13 protein-coding genes and 1 tRNA gene are annotated in these 16,924 nt (G+C 60.1%); 11 read left to right on the top strand and 3 right to left on the bottom strand.

What is annotated here, in order from left to right; all coding sequences use genetic code 11:
* The first annotated feature begins 79 nt into the window (after positions 1–79).
* The 4 genes from HMPREF2999_RS07740 to HMPREF2999_RS07725 all read left to right on the top strand — a co-directional run bounded on the left by HMPREF2999_RS07740 (position 80) and on the right by HMPREF2999_RS07725 (position 3,750).
* Positions 80–868, top strand: a complete 789-nt coding sequence (locus tag HMPREF2999_RS07740) for an ABC transporter ATP-binding protein (RefSeq protein ID WP_070676330.1) — start codon at positions 80–82, stop codon at positions 866–868.
* The gene (locus HMPREF2999_RS07735) at positions 865–1,743 is read left to right on the top strand and encodes a TrmH family RNA methyltransferase (RefSeq protein WP_070676332.1); all 879 of its coding nucleotides are present in this window, start codon (positions 865–867) and stop codon (positions 1,741–1,743) included. The genes HMPREF2999_RS07740 and HMPREF2999_RS07735 overlap by 4 nt, the downstream gene beginning before the upstream one ends.
* A gap of 252 nt (positions 1,744–1,995) precedes the next feature.
* Positions 1,996–2,250 (top strand): type B 50S ribosomal protein L31, encoded by a 255-nt coding sequence (locus tag HMPREF2999_RS07730; protein WP_005506069.1) that lies wholly within the window; start codon positions 1,996–1,998, stop codon positions 2,248–2,250.
* A 327-nt stretch (positions 2,251–2,577) separates the two neighbouring features.
* Positions 2,578–3,750, top strand: a complete 1,173-nt coding sequence (locus HMPREF2999_RS07725) for an LCP family protein (RefSeq protein ID WP_070676334.1) — start codon at positions 2,578–2,580, stop codon at positions 3,748–3,750.
* 220 nt (positions 3,751–3,970) lie between these two features.
* Here the strand turns inward: HMPREF2999_RS07725 and HMPREF2999_RS07720 are convergent, their stop codons facing one another.
* Complete coding sequence (locus HMPREF2999_RS07720; protein ID WP_070676336.1) at positions 3,971–5,224, bottom strand: HIRAN domain-containing protein; 1,254 nt, start codon at positions 5,222–5,224, stop codon at positions 3,971–3,973.
* Between the two features lie 388 nt (positions 5,225–5,612).
* Positions 5,613–8,285, bottom strand: coding sequence for an aminopeptidase N (gene pepN, locus HMPREF2999_RS07715; protein ID WP_070676338.1), 2,673 nt, complete (start codon positions 8,283–8,285; stop codon positions 5,613–5,615).
* 221 nt (positions 8,286–8,506) lie between these two features.
* Between pepN and HMPREF2999_RS07710 the strand changes: the two genes are divergently transcribed.
* A tRNA-Leu gene (locus HMPREF2999_RS07710) sits at positions 8,507–8,592 on the top strand.
* A 189-nt stretch (positions 8,593–8,781) separates the two neighbouring features.
* On the opposite strand, the gene HMPREF2999_RS07705 is transcribed toward HMPREF2999_RS07710, so the two are convergent.
* Positions 8,782–9,867, bottom strand: coding sequence for a 2,3-butanediol dehydrogenase (locus HMPREF2999_RS07705; RefSeq protein WP_070676340.1), 1,086 nt, complete (start codon positions 9,865–9,867; stop codon positions 8,782–8,784).
* A 339-nt stretch (positions 9,868–10,206) separates the two neighbouring features.
* On the opposite strand from HMPREF2999_RS07705, the gene HMPREF2999_RS07700 reads away from it, so the two are divergent.
* From HMPREF2999_RS07700 to HMPREF2999_RS07675, 6 genes are all read left to right on the top strand, one after another.
* Entirely contained in the window at positions 10,207–11,751 is a 1,545-nt protein-coding gene (locus tag HMPREF2999_RS07700; RefSeq protein ID WP_070676342.1) for an amidohydrolase, read from the top strand.
* Between the two features lie 276 nt (positions 11,752–12,027).
* Positions 12,028–12,987, top strand: a complete 960-nt coding sequence (locus tag HMPREF2999_RS07695) for an L-lactate dehydrogenase (RefSeq protein WP_049327177.1) — start codon at positions 12,028–12,030, stop codon at positions 12,985–12,987.
* Positions 12,988–13,401: 414 nt separating this feature from the next.
* Positions 13,402–13,677: a hypothetical protein gene (locus HMPREF2999_RS07690; protein WP_049353093.1), complete on the top strand. Its 276-nt coding sequence runs from the start codon at positions 13,402–13,404 to the stop codon at positions 13,675–13,677.
* Between the two features lie 213 nt (positions 13,678–13,890).
* Entirely contained in the window at positions 13,891–14,742 is an 852-nt protein-coding gene (gene recO, locus HMPREF2999_RS07685) for a DNA repair protein RecO (RefSeq protein ID WP_070676344.1), read from the top strand.
* Positions 14,743–14,917: 175 nt separating this feature from the next.
* Positions 14,918–15,706, top strand: coding sequence for an isoprenyl transferase (locus tag HMPREF2999_RS07680; protein WP_070676346.1), 789 nt, complete (start codon positions 14,918–14,920; stop codon positions 15,704–15,706).
* A gap of 92 nt (positions 15,707–15,798) precedes the next feature.
* Positions 15,799–16,887: a quinone-dependent dihydroorotate dehydrogenase gene (locus tag HMPREF2999_RS07675; RefSeq protein ID WP_049341239.1), complete on the top strand. Its 1,089-nt coding sequence runs from the start codon at positions 15,799–15,801 to the stop codon at positions 16,885–16,887.
* The last annotated feature ends 37 nt before the right edge of the window (positions 16,888–16,924 follow it).

Below are 16,924 nucleotides of genomic sequence, written 5' to 3'. Positions count from 1 at the left end.
GCCAACCGCTCCGATAACCCGGCACGGGTTGCGGGGTAGGAGGCGCATCCCATCCATCTAACTCACTGGAAGAAGAACCATGAGCACCGTACTCAACCTTCAGAATGTCTCCGTGATTCGCGGCGGCCGCAAGATTCTCAACGACGTTTCCTGGACTGTGAACGAAGGTGAACGCTGGGTCGTTCTGGGCCCCAACGGCGCCGGTAAGTCCACTCTGCTTTCGATTGCGGCAGCCCGCCTGCACCCGACCAGCGGCGAGGTTGAAATCCTTGACGAGACCCTCGGCGCTGTTGACGTATTCGACCTGCGCCCGCGCATTGGTCTGTCCTCCGGTGCTTCAGCAACCCAGATTCCCGCCAACGAGAAGGTTTCCGACGTTGTTGTGACCGCAGCGTACGCTGTGTCCGGCCGCTGGAAGGAAGAATACGACGTCATGGACGACGAGCGTGCCACCGAGCTGCTGGCTGAATGGGGTGTCGATACCCTCGCTGACCGCACCTTCGGCTCCCTCTCCGACGGCGAGCGTAAGCGTGCACTGATTGCCCGCGCCCTCATGACCGACCCCGAACTGCTGCTGCTGGACGAGCCCGGCGCAGGCATGGACATTTCCGGTCGTGAGGACCTGGTCGAGCGTCTGACCGCGCTTGCCGCTGACCCCTACGCACCGGCTACCGTGCTCATCACCCACCACCTCGAGGAAATCCCGGCAGGCTTCACCCACGCCCTGCTGGTCCGTGACGGTGGCGTGGTCGCCGCCGGCCCGATCCTGTCCACCATCACCGAGGCGAACCTCGCAGCAACCTACGACATGGATCTGGCTCTGACCGTCACCTCCGCGGGTCGTTACTCCGCGTTTAAGCGCGCATGAGTCGTGCCCCGAAGCAGCTGAGCGCCGAACAGATCGCTGAGCGTGCCGAGCGTGTCTACGCCATCGAGTCGGTCACAGCTCTGGCGCAGGCACCCGAGCAGGCTTTACGCTACTACACGCAACTGACCGATGTGAAGCTCCGTAGCGCCATGGAGCCGCAGTGGGGTATTTACATTGCGGAGTCCTCGAAGGTGATTCGTCGTGCGCTCGCTGCCGGTCATCAGCCCGTTTCTTTCCTGATGAGTGAGAAGTGGGCTGATGATTTGGCGGATGTTCTGCGCGCCCATCCTGACACTCCCGCGTATGTGGGTAGTGAGGAGCAGCTGGAGCAGGTGACCGGTTTTCATCTGCATCGTGGCGCGTTGGCGGCGATGGCTCGTCCGGCGCCGCAGCCTCTGGAACGGTTGCTGCAGGGTGCCTCTCGCGTGGCGATTTTGGAAGATATTGTGGACCACACGAATGTGGGAGCTATTTTCCGTTCGGCTGCCGCGCTGAACGTGGATGCCGTGCTGGTGACTCCGCGATGCGCCGATCCGTTGTATCGCCGTTCGATTCGCGTGTCGATGGGTACTGTTTTTCAGGTGCCGTGGGCTCGCCTGGAGTCGTGGCCTGCCGACCTGCAGACCCTGCACGAGCTGGGCTTTAAGAGCGCAGCGCTCGCACTGGAAGAGGACTCGCTGACCCTGGAGGAGCTTTCTGCCCGCCGGGATGAGAAGCTTGCGCTGATTCTGGGCACGGAGGGCCACGGTCTGTCGCCCCGCACCCTCGCGGCGTGTGACGATACGGTGATGATTCCGATGTCGCACGGCGTGGATTCTTTGAATGTTGCGGCGGCGAGTGCCGTGGCGTTCTGGGAGACCCGCCCGCGTTCATAACCTGAGTTCTCACCTGATTCTTAACCCGCGTGAGTGCCTTCTTCGGGCGCCCTCGCGGTATGTAGGTTGGTGCCTGTGAGGGAACGTACTGGGATTTAATCCGTGAAGGTGGTACCCTTAATGGGTTGTGCACGCCCTATGCGGGCACAATGGTGATGCGCTCTGAGATTTTCTCGATAGCTGCACATCGAAAAACCTACTCCATCTATATAAGGGCTACTGGCAAAATCCAGTAGCAGAAGAAGGTAATCAATGAAGGCAGAAATCCACCCGGACTACAACCTGGTTCTGTTCCGCGACCTCGCATCCGGCAAGGTCTTCCTGACCCGTTCCACCATGACCTCGGACAAGACCGAGAAGTGGGAAGACGGCAACGAGTACCCGATCGTCGAGGTTGAAATCTCGTCCGAGTCGCACCCGTTCTACACCGGTAAGCAGCGCATCATGGACTCCGCAGGTCGCGTCGAGCGCTTCAACGCACGCTTCGGCAACTTCGGCAAGAAGTAAGTCTTCTTTCCCAGTTTTGCTCTATAGCGAAATCAATGCCCCGTTCTCCTTGGCTTTCAGGGAGGCGGGGCATTGTGCGTTCTGCGGCACATAGCAAAATAACTCGCACAAACGTGAGGAAAGTTGTAATGTAAAACCTTTCGCTCACTGGTGCGTAGACCCGCTGACGGCGTTACAATGGGAAAGTATTTTGCGAGCTGTGCATTTTCTGTGCCCTCCAGCACCGCCCCATATCGGCGGGTTATTTTCCGGCTCTCTGTACTCTAGAGACTTCGCTGGATGCGCTACGCACCTCGCGTATCACCACCTCAAACAAAGGACAACTTAATGAGCGACGCTCACTCTGAACCGTCGCAGAAGAAGAAATGGGTCAAGCGTGTCCTGCTGATCCTGCTGATTCTTCTGCTGGTTATTACCCTCGGTATTGGTTTCTTTATTTGGCGTGCTGGCCACACCTGGGATAGCAAGACCGAGAAATTCGACTCCATCACTAAGGTGGACGAAGACCTCAGCAAAATTAAGGAGCAGCTTGGCGAGGCTAAGAAGCTCAACGTGACGGAGCTGAAGGCTCCGACCGTCACCAACTCGAATACCGGCAAGAACGGCTCCGATGCTGCTGCGGCTCTTGCAGCGAACGCGAGCGATCACGATAAGGACGGCGACGGCATCTTGGATGACGGTTACAGCTACAATGTCGTGAAGGGTCCGGGTAAGAACATCCTGCTGCTCGGTAGCGATACCCGTTCCGGTTCTGAAGCAGCTCAGGTGAGCGGCTCCCGTGCAGATAGCATCATGCTTGCTCACATCCCTGCCGATGGTAAGGGCGTGTACCTGGTTTCGATTATGCGTGATACCTGGGTGAATATCCCCGGTTACGGTTCGGCAAAGATTAACGCGGCGCTGAACTATGGCGGTATTTCTCTGCAGGTGGCGACCGTTGAGAACCTGCTGGGTATCAAGATTGATCACGTGGCAGAGATCGAGTTCGAGGGCTTCAAGGCTCTGGTGAATTCTGTTAATGGCGTGGATGTCCAGGTACCTTTCGACTTCGATATCAATGCGTGGTCTTTCAAGCAGGGTATGCAGCATATGGATGGTGGTGCGGCTCTTGCGTTCGTTCGTGCTCGCTACCCGTTCGCTGACGGCGACTACCAGCGTGTTCGTAACCAGCGTGCGTTCCTGCGCGGTCTGTACAGCACGATGAAGTCTAAGGGTGCACTGGAGAATGTGGGCTCTTTCCAGTCTGCTGTTGAGTCTATTGCTGGTTATATGCGTGTTGACTCTGGCCTGGACGCTGCGCAGATTGCCCAGATTGCGGCTCCGGTGCTGACTAGCGGTGATACCACGATGCGTATGACCACCCTGCCGAACGCAGGCCCGGGTTGGTCCTACGACGGTCAGTCGATTGTTATCGTGAACCAGGCTGCGAATGCTAACCTGTCCTATGCTTTGCAGCATGACAGCATGGATCAGTTCATGGCGACTTACGGCCAGGACTAAGATCTGACTCCTTGCGGGGGTGAAAGCTGATGAGGCTTTCGCCCCCGCTGGTTTTTAACTGTTCCCGAAAAGCTGTCGGAATGTAGATACCTGGAAGTACCTCGTTGGCGCTTAGAGAGCTGCTGGGGCGCACAAAAGGGCGACTACCTCACCGTGATGGTGGGGTAGCCGCCCCTTTTGTATCGTTGCGTTGTATCTTTACGCCCTGTAGCAGAGGAATTTATGCCTTCGAGTCTTCTTCAGCCTCGTCGGTCTCTTCATATTCTTCCTCGTACTCGTCGTAGTCCTCGTAGCCTTCGTAGTAGGGCTGGCGGCCAAAATAGAATGCTACAGCCGCGATAGCGCCACCCAGGATTGCGATGAGGATGCCAAGCATCGGGGTCCACAGCATTGAAATCAGGCCGGCGACCAGAACGGCGAGGCCTGCACCCTTGACCAGGTTCAGCAGACGGTCACGCTCGTTCGGCTCGTAGTATTCTTCTTCCTCAATGCTGTACTCGATGACGGGCTTCTCTGCGGCGAGTTCGCTACGAGCCGGCTCGGGTGCGGAGGAGCCGCCGGTCAGGGAGCTCATGAAACCGCGACGCCTCTTCGGTGCCTGCTGTGCGGAGGACTCCAGGTAGTGACGCTCACCTTCGGTGGGCACGAATGCGGCGGGCACATCGTACTCTTCACCAACGGGTAGCAGAGCCGGAACGTTGTTGGGCAGGGTCTCGTACCATTCCTGCGGAATATCGGCGGGGCGTGCAGCCTGAACGGTCAGGGACAGCTCGAGGGTGTTACCGCGGATAGTGCCCCACGCGCTGGTGAGGCGGTCGTTCTCAAAAGCGTAACGGATGACGGGCGTCAGCTGCTCAGACATCTGGGTGCTCAGGCGGCCCACGAGCTTGCGGTCGTGGCGCACCTCAACACTGTCAACGAAACGGCCGTCGGAGGTCTTGAGCTGGTTCGCTTCCAGGGTCAGAATCACGCGACCTTCACCGCTGGGCGGCAGGATGCTGTGCAGGTATTCGGAGTGTTCCTTCTCATCAAGCACCTTCATCGACGGGCCCTGGGGTAGCAGGGTCGCGCGGGTCGGTGCGTCGTTGAGGGGGAAGAGAGAGCCGGGTGCGGACAGGGAGAGCACACCGGTGCTCTTCACGTGCATGCCGCCGCCTTCAGCACGCACGGCAACGGCGGAAAGCTGCAGGTGCGCAATGGGTTCGTAACCGGAGGCGACCACGCGGGTAATGGAATCCCAGTACGCGGCGGAGTCTGCCGGGCTCATGCGGCCTACCTTGAATTCGTCAATGTAGACGGCAATGCTATTGGGCTCGTAGGGGTTATCCGGTTCGGGAACGAGGCGCGCTTCACCGTACCAGATACGTTCACGGTCGATGTGCAGTTCCTCAAAGATTTGGAGGGTTTCTGCTTCGTAGTAATCATCGGTGACAATGTCAACGCTACCGCGGTCACCGAGTGCGTAATCGACCACTGAAAACTCCTTCTGATGTGTCTAAGCGAGCGGATACCTAGTCTATTCTCTCATGCTTTCAGGGTGGACAGCTCACAAAAACGGGTGACATTTATCTGTCTTTTAGCACCGGGTGCATATAGTTTTGTGCCCTGGTGAAACTGCCCCGGTAATAAGCGGGCATGTCAGCGTCTGAACGACTGTATGAGGGAAATATTTAGACGGCATACCGCCGCTATGAATTCTATAGATGAGCCAGAAAAAGACCACCGCCCGGCGCGTCCCGGTGCGTTACCGGGGGCGTGCCGAACGGCAGTCTCTCAAAGAGGCTAGAGAACCTAGCGGGGGAGAGCGGAACCTAGCCTAGATACCGGCTCGCACCCCGCCACAAGCCCTCAAACCATGTAGCTTAGTCCTGCAGGGAGGCGTTGAACTTCTGAGCCACAATCGAACGGTGGCCGTGATCCTGAGCCTCCAGAACCAGACGACGCAGAGCCGAAGGAGCCTCGGGGTTCGCCTCCAGCCAACGCTGAGCCAGAGCAACGGAGGGGTTACCCTCAACGCCCAGACCCTCGGTGGAGCCGGTGTTGTACGGAGCCTTCGGGTACAGGCCACGCACAATGCGGGTCGCCATACCAATCGAACGGGACGCCCAAATGGGCAGCAGAGCCTCAAAGTAGGAGTCGTAGTAGGACTCACGCAGCTCAACCGGACCGCGAGCAAAACCGTTAATGGTCGAAGCCAGAGCGTCGTTCGACAGCGACTCGTCTTCCATGATGGTCTTGTACGCGGCAGCCTTACGCTCAGCAGAGGGCAGGGCAGCAATCGCGTACGCGTAACCGTTCGAAGAAATCGAGGAGGGGCTGTACTTCGCCGCACGGTCCAGATCCTCAACGGTCACCAGGTCGCGGCTTGCGAGCGCACCCAGTGCGCTCCAACCCAGGTTCTGGTCGTAAGGAATGCCGGTTGCGTCAGCAATATCGCCGGTGGTGTCTTCGAAAGCACCGCGGGCAATATCGCGGCAGAGCTCTTCACCCTTGGTCGCGTTGGTGGAGACCGAAATCAGGGCGCGCAGCAGAATCAGCTGCTCGTCGGAGCCGGGCTTAGCCTGCGCCAGTGCGGCTGCGAATGCGTCGTAGAGAGCGTCGTAGAGGCGCTCGCGGCCGGTGGGTGCGGAGAAGGTTGCGATAGCGACCTGTGCGTTGTTGACCATGGTGCCCAGCAGGGATGCGCTCGGTTCCTTGGAGACGTTGCGTACGACTGCGTCGACGTAGGTGGTGACGGGCAGGCGTGCATCGCGCACGTTCTCCCAGAGGGAGCCCCAGATGAGGCCGCGGGAGAGTGCGGATTCGAGGGTGGAGACACCTTCGATAGCTGCCTGCAGGCCGTCTTCGTCGGTCAGAGCAACCTTGGCGTAGGTGTGGTCTTCTGCGTTGAGCATGAGCAGGTCAGCTTCGCCAACGAGCTTCTTCTGCTCCTCGGTGAGCTCCACGCGGTGCTCGGAGACGGGCTCTGCCGGGTACTCGAGGGAGAGCAGGCCGGTGGAGACGAGCTTGCCGTCGGTCAGTGCAAAGGTTTCCAGCTTTGCCACGTGGGGGCGGCCCAGACCTGCGGGCTGCTGTGCGGGCAGTTCCTGGGTGAGGATCAGGTCGGTGAGCTGGCCGTCTTCACCGTAGACACGCTTGGTGCCCAGTGCGGACACGCCGGAGGTCTGCAGCCATGCGTTAGCCCATGCCTGCATGTCACGGCCGGACACCTCGTTGAGTACCTGCAGGAAGTCGTTCAGGGAGGTGTTGCCCCACTCGAAGCGCTTGAAGTACACGCGTGCTGCCTCGATGAAGGTGTCGAAGCCGACGTAGGCGACCAGCTGCTTGAGCACGGATGCGCCCTTTGCGTAGGTGATGCCGTCGAAGTTCTGCGATGCTGCTTCCAGGTGGGGGATGTCAGCGACGATGGGGTGGGTGGTGGGCAGCTGGTCCTGCATGTATGCCCATGCCTTGCGGTTGTTCGCGAAGGTGACCCATGCGTCGTTGAAGTTGTTGGCTTCCTTAGCGCCGAGGGTGCCCATGAAGTCTGCGAAGGATTCCTTGAGCCACAGGTCGTCCCACCACTTCATGGTGACGAGGTCGCCGAACCACATGTGTGCCATTTCGTGGCAGATAGTGTTGGTGCGGCCTTCGAGGTCGTCCTCGGTTGCGCCGGAGACGAAGATGTAGTCTTCGGTGAAGGTGACCAGGCCGGGGTTCTCCATTGCGCCGATGTTGTATTCGGGCACGAATGCCTGCTCGTACTTGGGGTACGGGTAGGGGTAGTCGAAGAGGTCCTGGAAGAAGTCCAGGCCGTTTTTGGTGACCATGAAGATGTGGTCGTAGTCGAAGTGCGGCTTGAGGGACTGGCGGCAGTATGCGACCAGGGGGATGTCGCCGCTGTTGACCTTGCTCTTGGGCTTGTAGGTGGTGGTTGCGGTGAAGTATTCGCCGGCAACGATTGCGGTGATGTAGGTGGAGATCTTTGCGGTGGGGGAGAAGACTCGCTTGGTGATGGAGTCGTCGGTGGGGTCTACGACCTGGCTTTCGAGTACGCCGTTGGAGCTGACGACCCAGTCCTTGGGTGCGGTGATGCGGAAGTTGAAGACTGCCTTCAGGTCGGGCTGCTCGAAGTTCGGGAAGACTCGGCGGCAGTCGGAGGGCTCGTACTGGGTGTACAGGTAGACGCGACCGTCGGAGGGGTCGAAGTAGCGGTGCATACCTTCGCCGGAGCGGGAGTAGTAGGAACGACCGTGGATGGTGAGCACGTTTTCTGCCTGCAGGTTGGGCAGGGTGATGCGTGCGCCGTTGACGACATCAGCCAGGTTCAGTTCGGTGCCGTTGAGCTTAACGGAGTCGACGCTGTGGTGGATGTAGTCGATGAAGGTTTCTGCGCCGGGGGTGTTGCAGGAGAATCGGACGGTGGTGACGGTGGGGTAGGACTCGAATTCGGGGTCCTTGGCGTTAGTCAGGTCAACATGCACGTCGTAGGTGTCGACACTGATGAGAGCCGAACGTTCTGCGGCTTCTTCGCGGGAGAGGTTCTCATTATTCATGCTCTTTATTCTAGTCGTTATGACCGAAAATATGGCAGTCGAATGGGCGTGCCGGTCATATTACTCAAGGTGCGAGAAGATCACCCGTGGGTGGGGAACCAATCAACCTCTAATATGTGATGCAGAACATATGCTTTCGATTTGCGGAGTGTTCAGAAAGCCCGTATAGTATTACGTGTTGCTTCGAACGGCACCGAAAGGAAAACGTTCGAAAGTCACCTGCGCGGGTGGCGGAATAGGCAGACGCGCTAGCTTGAGGTGCTAGTCCTCGTATTAGAGGGTGGGGGTTCAAGTCCCCCCTCGCGCACAGATAATCCCCGGTTCTTCGGAACCGGGGATTTTTGTATGCTCGGTTGTATGTCCGGTAAAAAGCACGCAAAAAAGTAGTGGGGTGAGGCTCCTTGAAGGGAACCTCACCCCACACTAGCTACGCTAAGGAAGCTAGAAGAACAGCTGCATCAGCTGAAACTGAACGAATCAGTATCGTTCGAAGAGATTACTCAGCCAGACGCTCCGGGTCGGTGGTGACCAGAATCTTCACAGCGGTCTCGTTGTGGTGGATCAGGGTGTCGAAGCCCTTGTCAATCAGGTCTTCCACAGCGATCTTGCCGGTGATGAAGGGCTTGAGGTCAATCTTGCCGGACTCAACCAGCTTGATGGTCTCGGGGTGGGAGTTCACGTATGCGATGGTGCCGCGGATATCGAGCTCCTTGAGCACAACTTTCTGAACATCCAGGGAAGCGGGCTTACCCCAAATGGAGACGATGACGACCTTACCGGTGGGCTTGAGGGCATCCAGGATCAGGTCCAGTGCGGGCTGAACGGAGGTGCACTCGAATGCGATGTCGGCGCCGCGGCCGTCGGTCAGCTTGTGAATCTCAGCCAGAACGTCGGTCTCTGCGGGGGAGAAAGCGTAGTCAGCAACGCCGGAGTCCAGAGCCTTCTGGCGGCGCAGCGGGGACAGCTCGGAGATAATAACCTTAGCGCCCTTAGCCTTCAGAACTGCGGAGGTCAGCAGGCCGATGGGGCCAGCACCGGTCACCAGTGCGAATGCGCCCTCTTCGAACTCGCCTGCACGCTCAACAGCGTGGTAGCCAACGCTCAGGGGCTCAATCAGTGCAGCCTCGTCCAGGGGAATGGTGTTGGGGATCTTGTGAACCCAGCGGCGCTTCACAGCAACCTTCTCGGACAGACCGCCACCGCGACCTGCCAGGCCGATGAAGTTCATGTCCTTGGACAGGTGGTAGTCCTTGGAGTCGGGGCCGGTGTAGACGTCATCACGAATGATGTAGGGCTCGACGACAACGTGGTCGCCAACCTCAAGGTCGTCTACACCTTCGCCCAGTGCCTCAACAACACCGGAGAATTCGTGACCGAGGGTGACGGGGGAGTCCTCGCCAGAAATGGGGTGGGGGTGACCGTGCTGGGGGCAGAAGATGGGGCCGTCCAGGTATTCGTGCAGGTCGGTACCGCAAATACCGCACCATGCGACCTTGACCAGAACCTCGCCCGCAGCGGCTTCGGGTGCGGGGATGTCTTCAATGCGGATGTCGTTACGGTCGTAGAAGCGTGCTGCCTTCATGGGATGGAGCTCCTTAGCGTGGTTGTGGCGCTCACTGCGGTGTGTGCTTGCCGGTACGGTTCGCATCCATGGGTCTGTCACAGTATTGACAGAGGCCCAAACGACATGGTTTGGACCGGTTGTGAACTGTCCTGCCGGCATTCGCATCGCTAGCGCCGGATGGTGATGGGTGCGACTGGATTGTCGCTCCCATGTGCTTAACGCTACTCCTATGAATCAAAGATTCCTAGGATATATACAAATTTTCTTTTATGTGACACAAATTTCTTTTTGGGTGTTTTCGACTCCATCATGCTCGACCCTCTAGCGCCCGACGAGCGCAGACGGTAGCGTAGAAGCATGACTGACGCGAACGCACAGGGCACCGCCGCCCACACCCAGCCCACTTCCGACGAATCCGGTCGAACGGTACCGAACCGACCCGCCGCAACAACCCGCCGATACGAGGCGCCTGATGCCGATTGCGTGCGCGGTAGCGAGTATTCCGAGATCCTTGCCCTTGAAACTGAGCAGCGTAAGCGTGCCGCTGAGCACCGCCGCAAGCGCGGGCACGCGCGTCCCGAGCAGGAACGTAGCCACGGCGAGCGCCACGGTCATGGAAAGGGCCACGGTCACCGCCTCGATGATGACAGCGGACTGGCACATATTCGCCGTGACCTCGCCGAATCCGTCGCCACGCGCGCGGACTCTCTGACCGAAATTCTTATGGCGATTCATGCGCATCCTGAGACTGCCTACGAGGAGTATTTTGCCTCCCGCACGCTCGTTGATGCGGTCCGCGAAGCCTACCCGAACCTCAGGATTGAGTACCCCGCCTTCGGTCTGGATACCGCGTTCAAAGTGGAGCTCACCAGCGCCGACTACGACCCCGCCACACACCGCACCATCGCGATTCTCTCCGAATACGACGCGCTGCCGGGCATCGGTCACGGCTGCGGCCACAACGTCATCGCGGTATCCGGGCTGGGCGCTTTCCTTGCCCTGGCGGATGCGCTCGCTACCGGCCCCGAAGCGTTCAGTGGCAGGGTCCTCTACTACGGCACGCCCGCCGAGGAATCCGACGCCGGTAAGGAGCTGATGGCACGCGCCGGCGCATTCGAGCAGGTGGATGCCGCCATTATGGTGCATCCGTACTTTATGGATGTGGCTGATCAGGCGTGGTTGGGTCGCCGCGAATGCCGCGTAACCTATACGGGCGTGAGTGCGCACGCTTCCTCGCATCCGTTTATGGGTCGTAACGCCCTGGATGCGGCGAATCTGGCGTATCAGGGCCTGGGGTTGTTGCGTCAGCAGATTCCCGGTTCTGACCGTATTCACGCGATTATCGACCACGGCGGGGACGCCCCGAATCTGATTCCTGCCTCCGCGAGCCTGCATATTAATATCCGTTCTAAGTACGCGCCGACTTTGCGTGCGCTGTCGCGACGGGTTGAGGAGGTGCTGCGCGGTGCGGCGCTCATGGCTGGCGTGAGTGCGGAGGTGACGTGGGATTCTTCGCCGATGACCATGCCGGTGCGTACGAACCGTCCGCTGTTGAAGCGTTGGGTTTCGGCTCAGCGTTCGGTGGGTCGCCACCCGTACCCGCCCGGAACGGTCAGCGACACCCTGGCGGCTTCTACTGATTTCGGTAATGTGAGCCTGCGCGTGCCCGGTATTCACCCGCTGATTCAGATTGCGCCCGAGGGTACCGGCATGCATACGGTGGAGTTCGCGCACTGTGCGGACACCCCGGCGGCGGTGGATGCTGCCCTGGACGCGGCGTTCGGTTTGGCGTCTGTGGCTTTGGACTTCCTAGTCGACGACGAGCTGGCGGATGCGGTTCGTGCTGATTTTGAGGCTTCCGGCGGCGCCGTGGATGTGGAGGGCTACTTTAGCGGCATGTGAGCTTGCTCAAAAGGTCAGAACGTCATTATTTGGTTTTGTGAGTGAAAAACACCCCTCATAGCCCATAAAGTCACCAGCACCCATCGAAAAAAGCAAAATAACCCAACACAAAACGCAAAATCTGCGGCATAATAGAACATAACGAAGCAAGCTCACCGGGGAAGGACGCCCGCCCAAGGAAATTCAACCCCGAGGCACACACCCGCTTCCTTATAGACCACGCGAGAATCCTCTCGCACCACACGGATAACTCTCACGAAAAGAGGGCATACAGCAATGAACGGTGTCAACAACCCCACCAAGCTCGGCGTCATCGGTGCAGGCGGCGTCGGTAGCGCAACCGCATACGCAGCTATGGTCCGCGGCTCCGCAGACGAAATCGTCCTGTACGACATCGACGGCAAGCGCGCACACGCTGAAGCACTGGACATCGCACATGGCGCAATGTTCGCACACGAAGCAACCGTAACCGGTGGCGACGACATCGAGCTGCTGCGCGACTGCGACATGGTCATCATCACCGCAGGTGCTCGCCAGAAGCCCGGCCAGCCCCGCCTCGAACTGGCAGGCGCAAACGTCGCAATCCTCGAGAAGCTGCTGCCGAACATTCTGTCCGTAGCACCCAACGCAATCATCATGCTCGTCACCAACCCCTGTGACGTTCTCACCGTTGTGGCTCAGAAGATTACCGGCCTGCCCGCAAACCGCGTGCTGTCCTCCGGTACCGTTCTGGACTCCTCCCGCCTGCGTTGGCTGATTGCTAACAAGGCTGGCGTCTCCATCAAGAGCGTTCACGCAAACGTTGTTGGCGAGCACGGCGACTCCGAGTTCCCCGTCTGGTCTGCAGCAAACATCGGTATGGTTCCCCTGACCGAGTGGGAGCAGGACGGCAAGCTCGTCTTCACCGACGAGGTCCGTGCAGAGCTGGCAAACGAAGCTATGCGCGCAGCATACAAGGTCATCGAGGGCAAGGGTTCCACCAACTACGCAATCGGTATCTCCGGTGCACGTATCGCTGAGGCATTCCTCGGCGGCCAGAACGCAGTGCTGCCCGTCTCCACCACCATTGCAGGTGAGCTGTACGGCTTCAAGGACGTTGCACTGTCCCTGCCCACCATCGTGAACCGCGAGGGCATCCAGCGCGTGCTCGAGGTTCCCATGAACGAGGCTGAGCTGGCACAGCTGAAGGCATCCGCTGAGGCAATCCGCGCATCCGCAGCATCCCTCGGTTTCTAATCCCGGCTTCTAAAACCCCGGCTTCTAATTCTCTCGGGCTCAACCCGTAAGAAGCAAACATTCAGTAGGCGCAGCGTCAAGCTGAGCTAACCGACAGAAGAACCCGCCGCACCCGGCACCCGCTCCCTTGAGGAGTGGGGAAGCTGGGGACGGCGGGTTCGCTGTGTCTGTAAGGTCTTTTTTACGGGACTTGATGTGCCGCGTGCTGCTTCGCTTGCCCAATCTGGCTTTATCGACCTGGCTTGCCGAGCCTGGCTTGACTAACCGGGCTTACCGCTCTGGCTTTGGTGTTCTCTTCACGGCACCGAATTTACCTGCCGATTCACCTGTCGCGCCCGTTCATAGTTTCGCGTTTAAACCGCCGTATGACCGCCCGGCGCACACCATAGGCGCGTAGGTAGTAGAATAAATGGCATGAGCATTGATCCTCGCACCGAACTCACCCGCCTCCTTGACGCGCTGGAGGCGCACCTGACCGCCGTCGTAAACCGAACTGGCGAGCACGACCCCGCCGTCGATGAGGCGTACGTAGAAATCGCCAACGCCTTCGAAGCCTACGAAGATGCCCTCTTCGAGGCTCACAACGAGGTCACCCCCTTGAGCGTCTACGGTGATGAAGATGAGGATGACCTTGAAGAAATCCTCGACGACGAAGACGACATCGACGACGATATTGAGTACGAGGACTAAATAGCGCCTCGCCCATACGTTACGGACCGACCCCTGACCGGTACCCCCTATGCGGGGTAATACGGCAGGGGTCGAACCGTACCCGCAACACCCGCGCAGCGCCTACCAAGCGCCCGCTCCTCAGCGCCTACTGAGTGCAACGTCTACTGAGAAGCCCACCGAAAACCCACCCGCCTAATACCCACCGAGCATGCACCGAGAACGGAGACACCCGTGAGCGAACCCCGCACCTGGCGCGACGCCGCCCTCATCCTCCGCACCCAAAAACTCGGCGAAACCGACCGTATCATCATCATGCTCACCCGCGACGGCGGAATCACCCACGCCGTCGCCAAAGCCGTACGCAAACCCACCTCCAAATTCGGTGGACGACTCGAACCGTTCATGCACACCGACCTGTCCTTCAGCCGCGGCAGAACCAACCTGCACACCATCACCCAGGCGGCAACCCTGCACGCCTACACCGCACCCATCATGGCGAACTACGATGCGTACACGTGCGCCTCCACCATCGCCGAACTGGCGGAAGCACTCACCAAAGACACCGACAGCACCGCCGATATTTACACCCTCACCCACGGGGCGCTTGCCGCGCTCGCGCACGGGCAGCACGTGCCGCAGAGGATTCTGACCCGCTACCTGGCGCGCAGTATGAATGCCGCCGGTTGGCCGCTCATCGGTGAGAACTGCACCCGATGCGGCAACCCGCTCGCGAGCACCGATGGCCGGGGCGATAACGGGGCAGACAGTAGCACCCCCGGCGCTACAAGCGGAAGCGGCAGGTACATTGCCTTCCACACCGCCCACACCTACGGGCACCACACGGTCCTCTGCCCCCAATGTGCACCCGCCACCGACACACCCCTGACCGGCCTGCGCGCCGAAGAGCTCGGCTATGCGCTCGCTACCGCATCGGCAGATCCGCGCGCCTGGGTGACTATTGACGCAGCACCGGTGCCGGTCGCCTCCAAAATTCTGGGACTCTACCTGAAAACCACCCAAAACCTGCTCGAACACCCCCTGAAAACGGCGAGCGCCCTCGAAGCAGAAATTCCTGCATCGTAAAAGATGCACGCCGGCGCGTCAAACATGGGCTAACCAGGACGCAAAATAACCCCCGAAGCACCCACCCATGCGCGCTATGTCACGGTAAAATAGCTAACAGCACGCCAGGTTTATATCTGGCGCATATCTAGGCAAACGACCCCGGGGGAGAACCCGCCAGGGAAGAAAGGCACACATGGCACGCACCCAGCCCGTACCCCCGCCCGCACACCCCACCGGGGTAACCCCGCCGCCGATTCCGAAGAAGTTCATTCCGCAGCACGTCGCCGTCGTCATGGACGGTAACGGACGCTGGGCGAACGAACGCGGCCTGCCCCGCACCGAGGGCCACCGCGCCGGCGAGGCGGCACTGCTGGACGTTGTTGCGGGCGCTATCGAAATGGGCATCCCGTACGTGACCGCCTACGCGTTCTCCACCGAAAACTGGAAGCGCTCACCCAGCGAAGTCGCGTTCATCATGCGTTTCTCCACCGAGGTGCTGCAGCGTCAGCTGGCAACCCTCAAGACCTGGGGTGTGCGCATCCGCTGGGCTGGCCGCCGACCCAAGCTGTGGAAGAACGTCATCGAAGAGCTCGAACACTGCGAGCGCGAAACCATCGACAACACCGTCTGCACCCTCACCATGTGCGTGAACTACGGCGGCCGCGCAGAAATCGCTGACGCGGCGGCAGCTATCGCAGCGGACGCTGTGGCGGGCAAGATCAAGCCCGGCAACATTACCGAAAAGACTATCCAGAAGTACCTGGACGAGCCCGACCTGCCCGACGTTGACCTGTTCCTGCGTTCCTCCGGTGAGCAGCGCATCTCGAACTTTTTGCTGTGGCAGAGCGCCTACGCCGAGATGATTTTCATGAACGTGCTCTGGCCTGACGTTGACCGCCGCACCCTCTGGGAAGCTGTCGAAGAGTATGCGCGCCGCGACCGCCGCTACGGTGGCGCTGTCGACGCCGTCGCCACCGAGTAGGCCGACCACTAAGCCCAGGCGTTAGCGCCCCAACGCGACGACCCGGTTCGCCGCCCATAAACCACCCACACCTCCAACACTAGGGAGAACAAATGCGCATCTACCCGACCTTCTTCAACATCTTCTTCAAGGGCATGGACCCCGAGAAGGCACACCACGTCGGCTTCTGGGGCGTGCAGACCCTGCGTAACGTCGGCATCACCCGCGCGCTGCGCAAGTACTTCCAGCCCGCACCCGAACTGGCAACCACCGTCATGGGCATTACTTTCCCCTCGCCCTTCGGCCTGGCCGCGGGCTTCGACAAGGGCGGTAAGGGAATTGCCGCGCTGGCTGGTATCGGCTTCGGCCACGTCGAGATCGGCACCATCACCGGTCAGGCGCAGCCCGGCAACCCGCAGCCGCGCCTCTTCCGCCTCGTGGAAGATAAGGCGGTCATCAACCGCATGGGCTTCAACAACGACGGTGCCGCAGCGGCAGGCCCGCGCGTTGCCGCCGCCCGCGCAGACCTCGAAACCGAATACCGCGGCGCCGTACGCCCGGTTATCGGCGTGAACATCGGCAAGACCAAGGTCGTTGAGCTCGAGAACGCTATCGAGGACTACCTGATCTCTACCCGCACCCTGGCACCGCAGGCAGACTACCTGGTCGTCAACGTTTCTTCCCCGAACACTCCGGGTCTGCGCACCCTGCAGGCTATCGAGTCGTTGCGCCCGCTGCTTGCTGCCGTGCGTGAAGAGGCAGACCGCGTATGCCCCAACCGCCACGTACCGCTGACCGTGAAGATCGCGCCGGACCTGGTCGATGAGGACGTTATCGAGGTGGCAGCCCTGGCTAAGGAACTGAAGCTGGACGGCATCATCGCCACCAATACCACCATCGCCCGCGACGGCCTGGGCCTGACCAGCGACATGACTAAGGTCAAGGAAATCGGTGCCGGCGGCCTCTCCGGCGCGCCGCTGAAGCCCCGCTCCCTCGAGGTGCTGCGCCTGCTCAAGCGCGAAATTGGTGACGACCTCGCCATCATCTCCGTTGGCGGCGTGACCACCGCCGAGGACGTGCAGGAACGCCTGGACGCTGGCGCCGACCTGGTGCAGGGCTACACCGCCTTCCTGTACGAGGGTCCGCTCTGGGCGGCACACATTAACCGCGGCCTGGTGAAGCTGCGCCGCGCTCGCCGCTAAAAGGTTTGCAGGCGGGAGCGTTATGCTTCCCGGCGTG

The organism is Rothia sp. HMSC066H02 (assembly GCF_001814995.1).
Classification (GTDB): Bacteria; Actinomycetota; Actinomycetes; order Actinomycetales; family Micrococcaceae; genus Rothia; species Rothia mucilaginosa.
Note: the sequence above shows the minus strand (reverse complement) of the source record. Positions and strands in the feature narration are given on the sequence as shown.

Bases quoted from the DNA above. Each gene is read 5' to 3' on its own strand.
- HMPREF2999_RS07730 (WP_005506069.1), top strand. From the start codon at position 1,996: ATGAAGGCAGAAATCCACCCGGACTACAACCTGGTTCTGTTCCGCGAC.
- HMPREF2999_RS07705 (WP_070676340.1), bottom strand. From the start codon at position 9,867: ATGAAGGCAGCACGCTTCTACGACCGTAACGACATCCGCATTGAAGAC.
- HMPREF2999_RS07700 (WP_070676342.1), top strand. From the start codon at position 10,207: ATGACTGACGCGAACGCACAGGGCACCGCCGCCCACACCCAGCCCACT.
- pepN (WP_070676338.1), bottom strand. From the start codon at position 8,285: ATGAATAATGAGAACCTCTCCCGCGAAGAAGCCGCAGAACGTTCGGCT.
- HMPREF2999_RS07725 (WP_070676334.1), top strand. From the start codon at position 2,578: ATGAGCGACGCTCACTCTGAACCGTCGCAGAAGAAGAAATGGGTCAAG.
- HMPREF2999_RS07695 (WP_049327177.1), top strand. From the start codon at position 12,028: ATGAACGGTGTCAACAACCCCACCAAGCTCGGCGTCATCGGTGCAGGC.
- HMPREF2999_RS07740 (WP_070676330.1), top strand. From the start codon at position 80: ATGAGCACCGTACTCAACCTTCAGAATGTCTCCGTGATTCGCGGCGGC.
- HMPREF2999_RS07690 (WP_049353093.1), top strand. From the start codon at position 13,402: ATGAGCATTGATCCTCGCACCGAACTCACCCGCCTCCTTGACGCGCTG.
- HMPREF2999_RS07680 (WP_070676346.1), top strand. From the start codon at position 14,918: ATGGCACGCACCCAGCCCGTACCCCCGCCCGCACACCCCACCGGGGTA.
- HMPREF2999_RS07675 (WP_049341239.1), top strand. From the start codon at position 15,799: ATGCGCATCTACCCGACCTTCTTCAACATCTTCTTCAAGGGCATGGAC.
- HMPREF2999_RS07735 (WP_070676332.1), top strand. From the start codon at position 865: ATGAGTCGTGCCCCGAAGCAGCTGAGCGCCGAACAGATCGCTGAGCGT.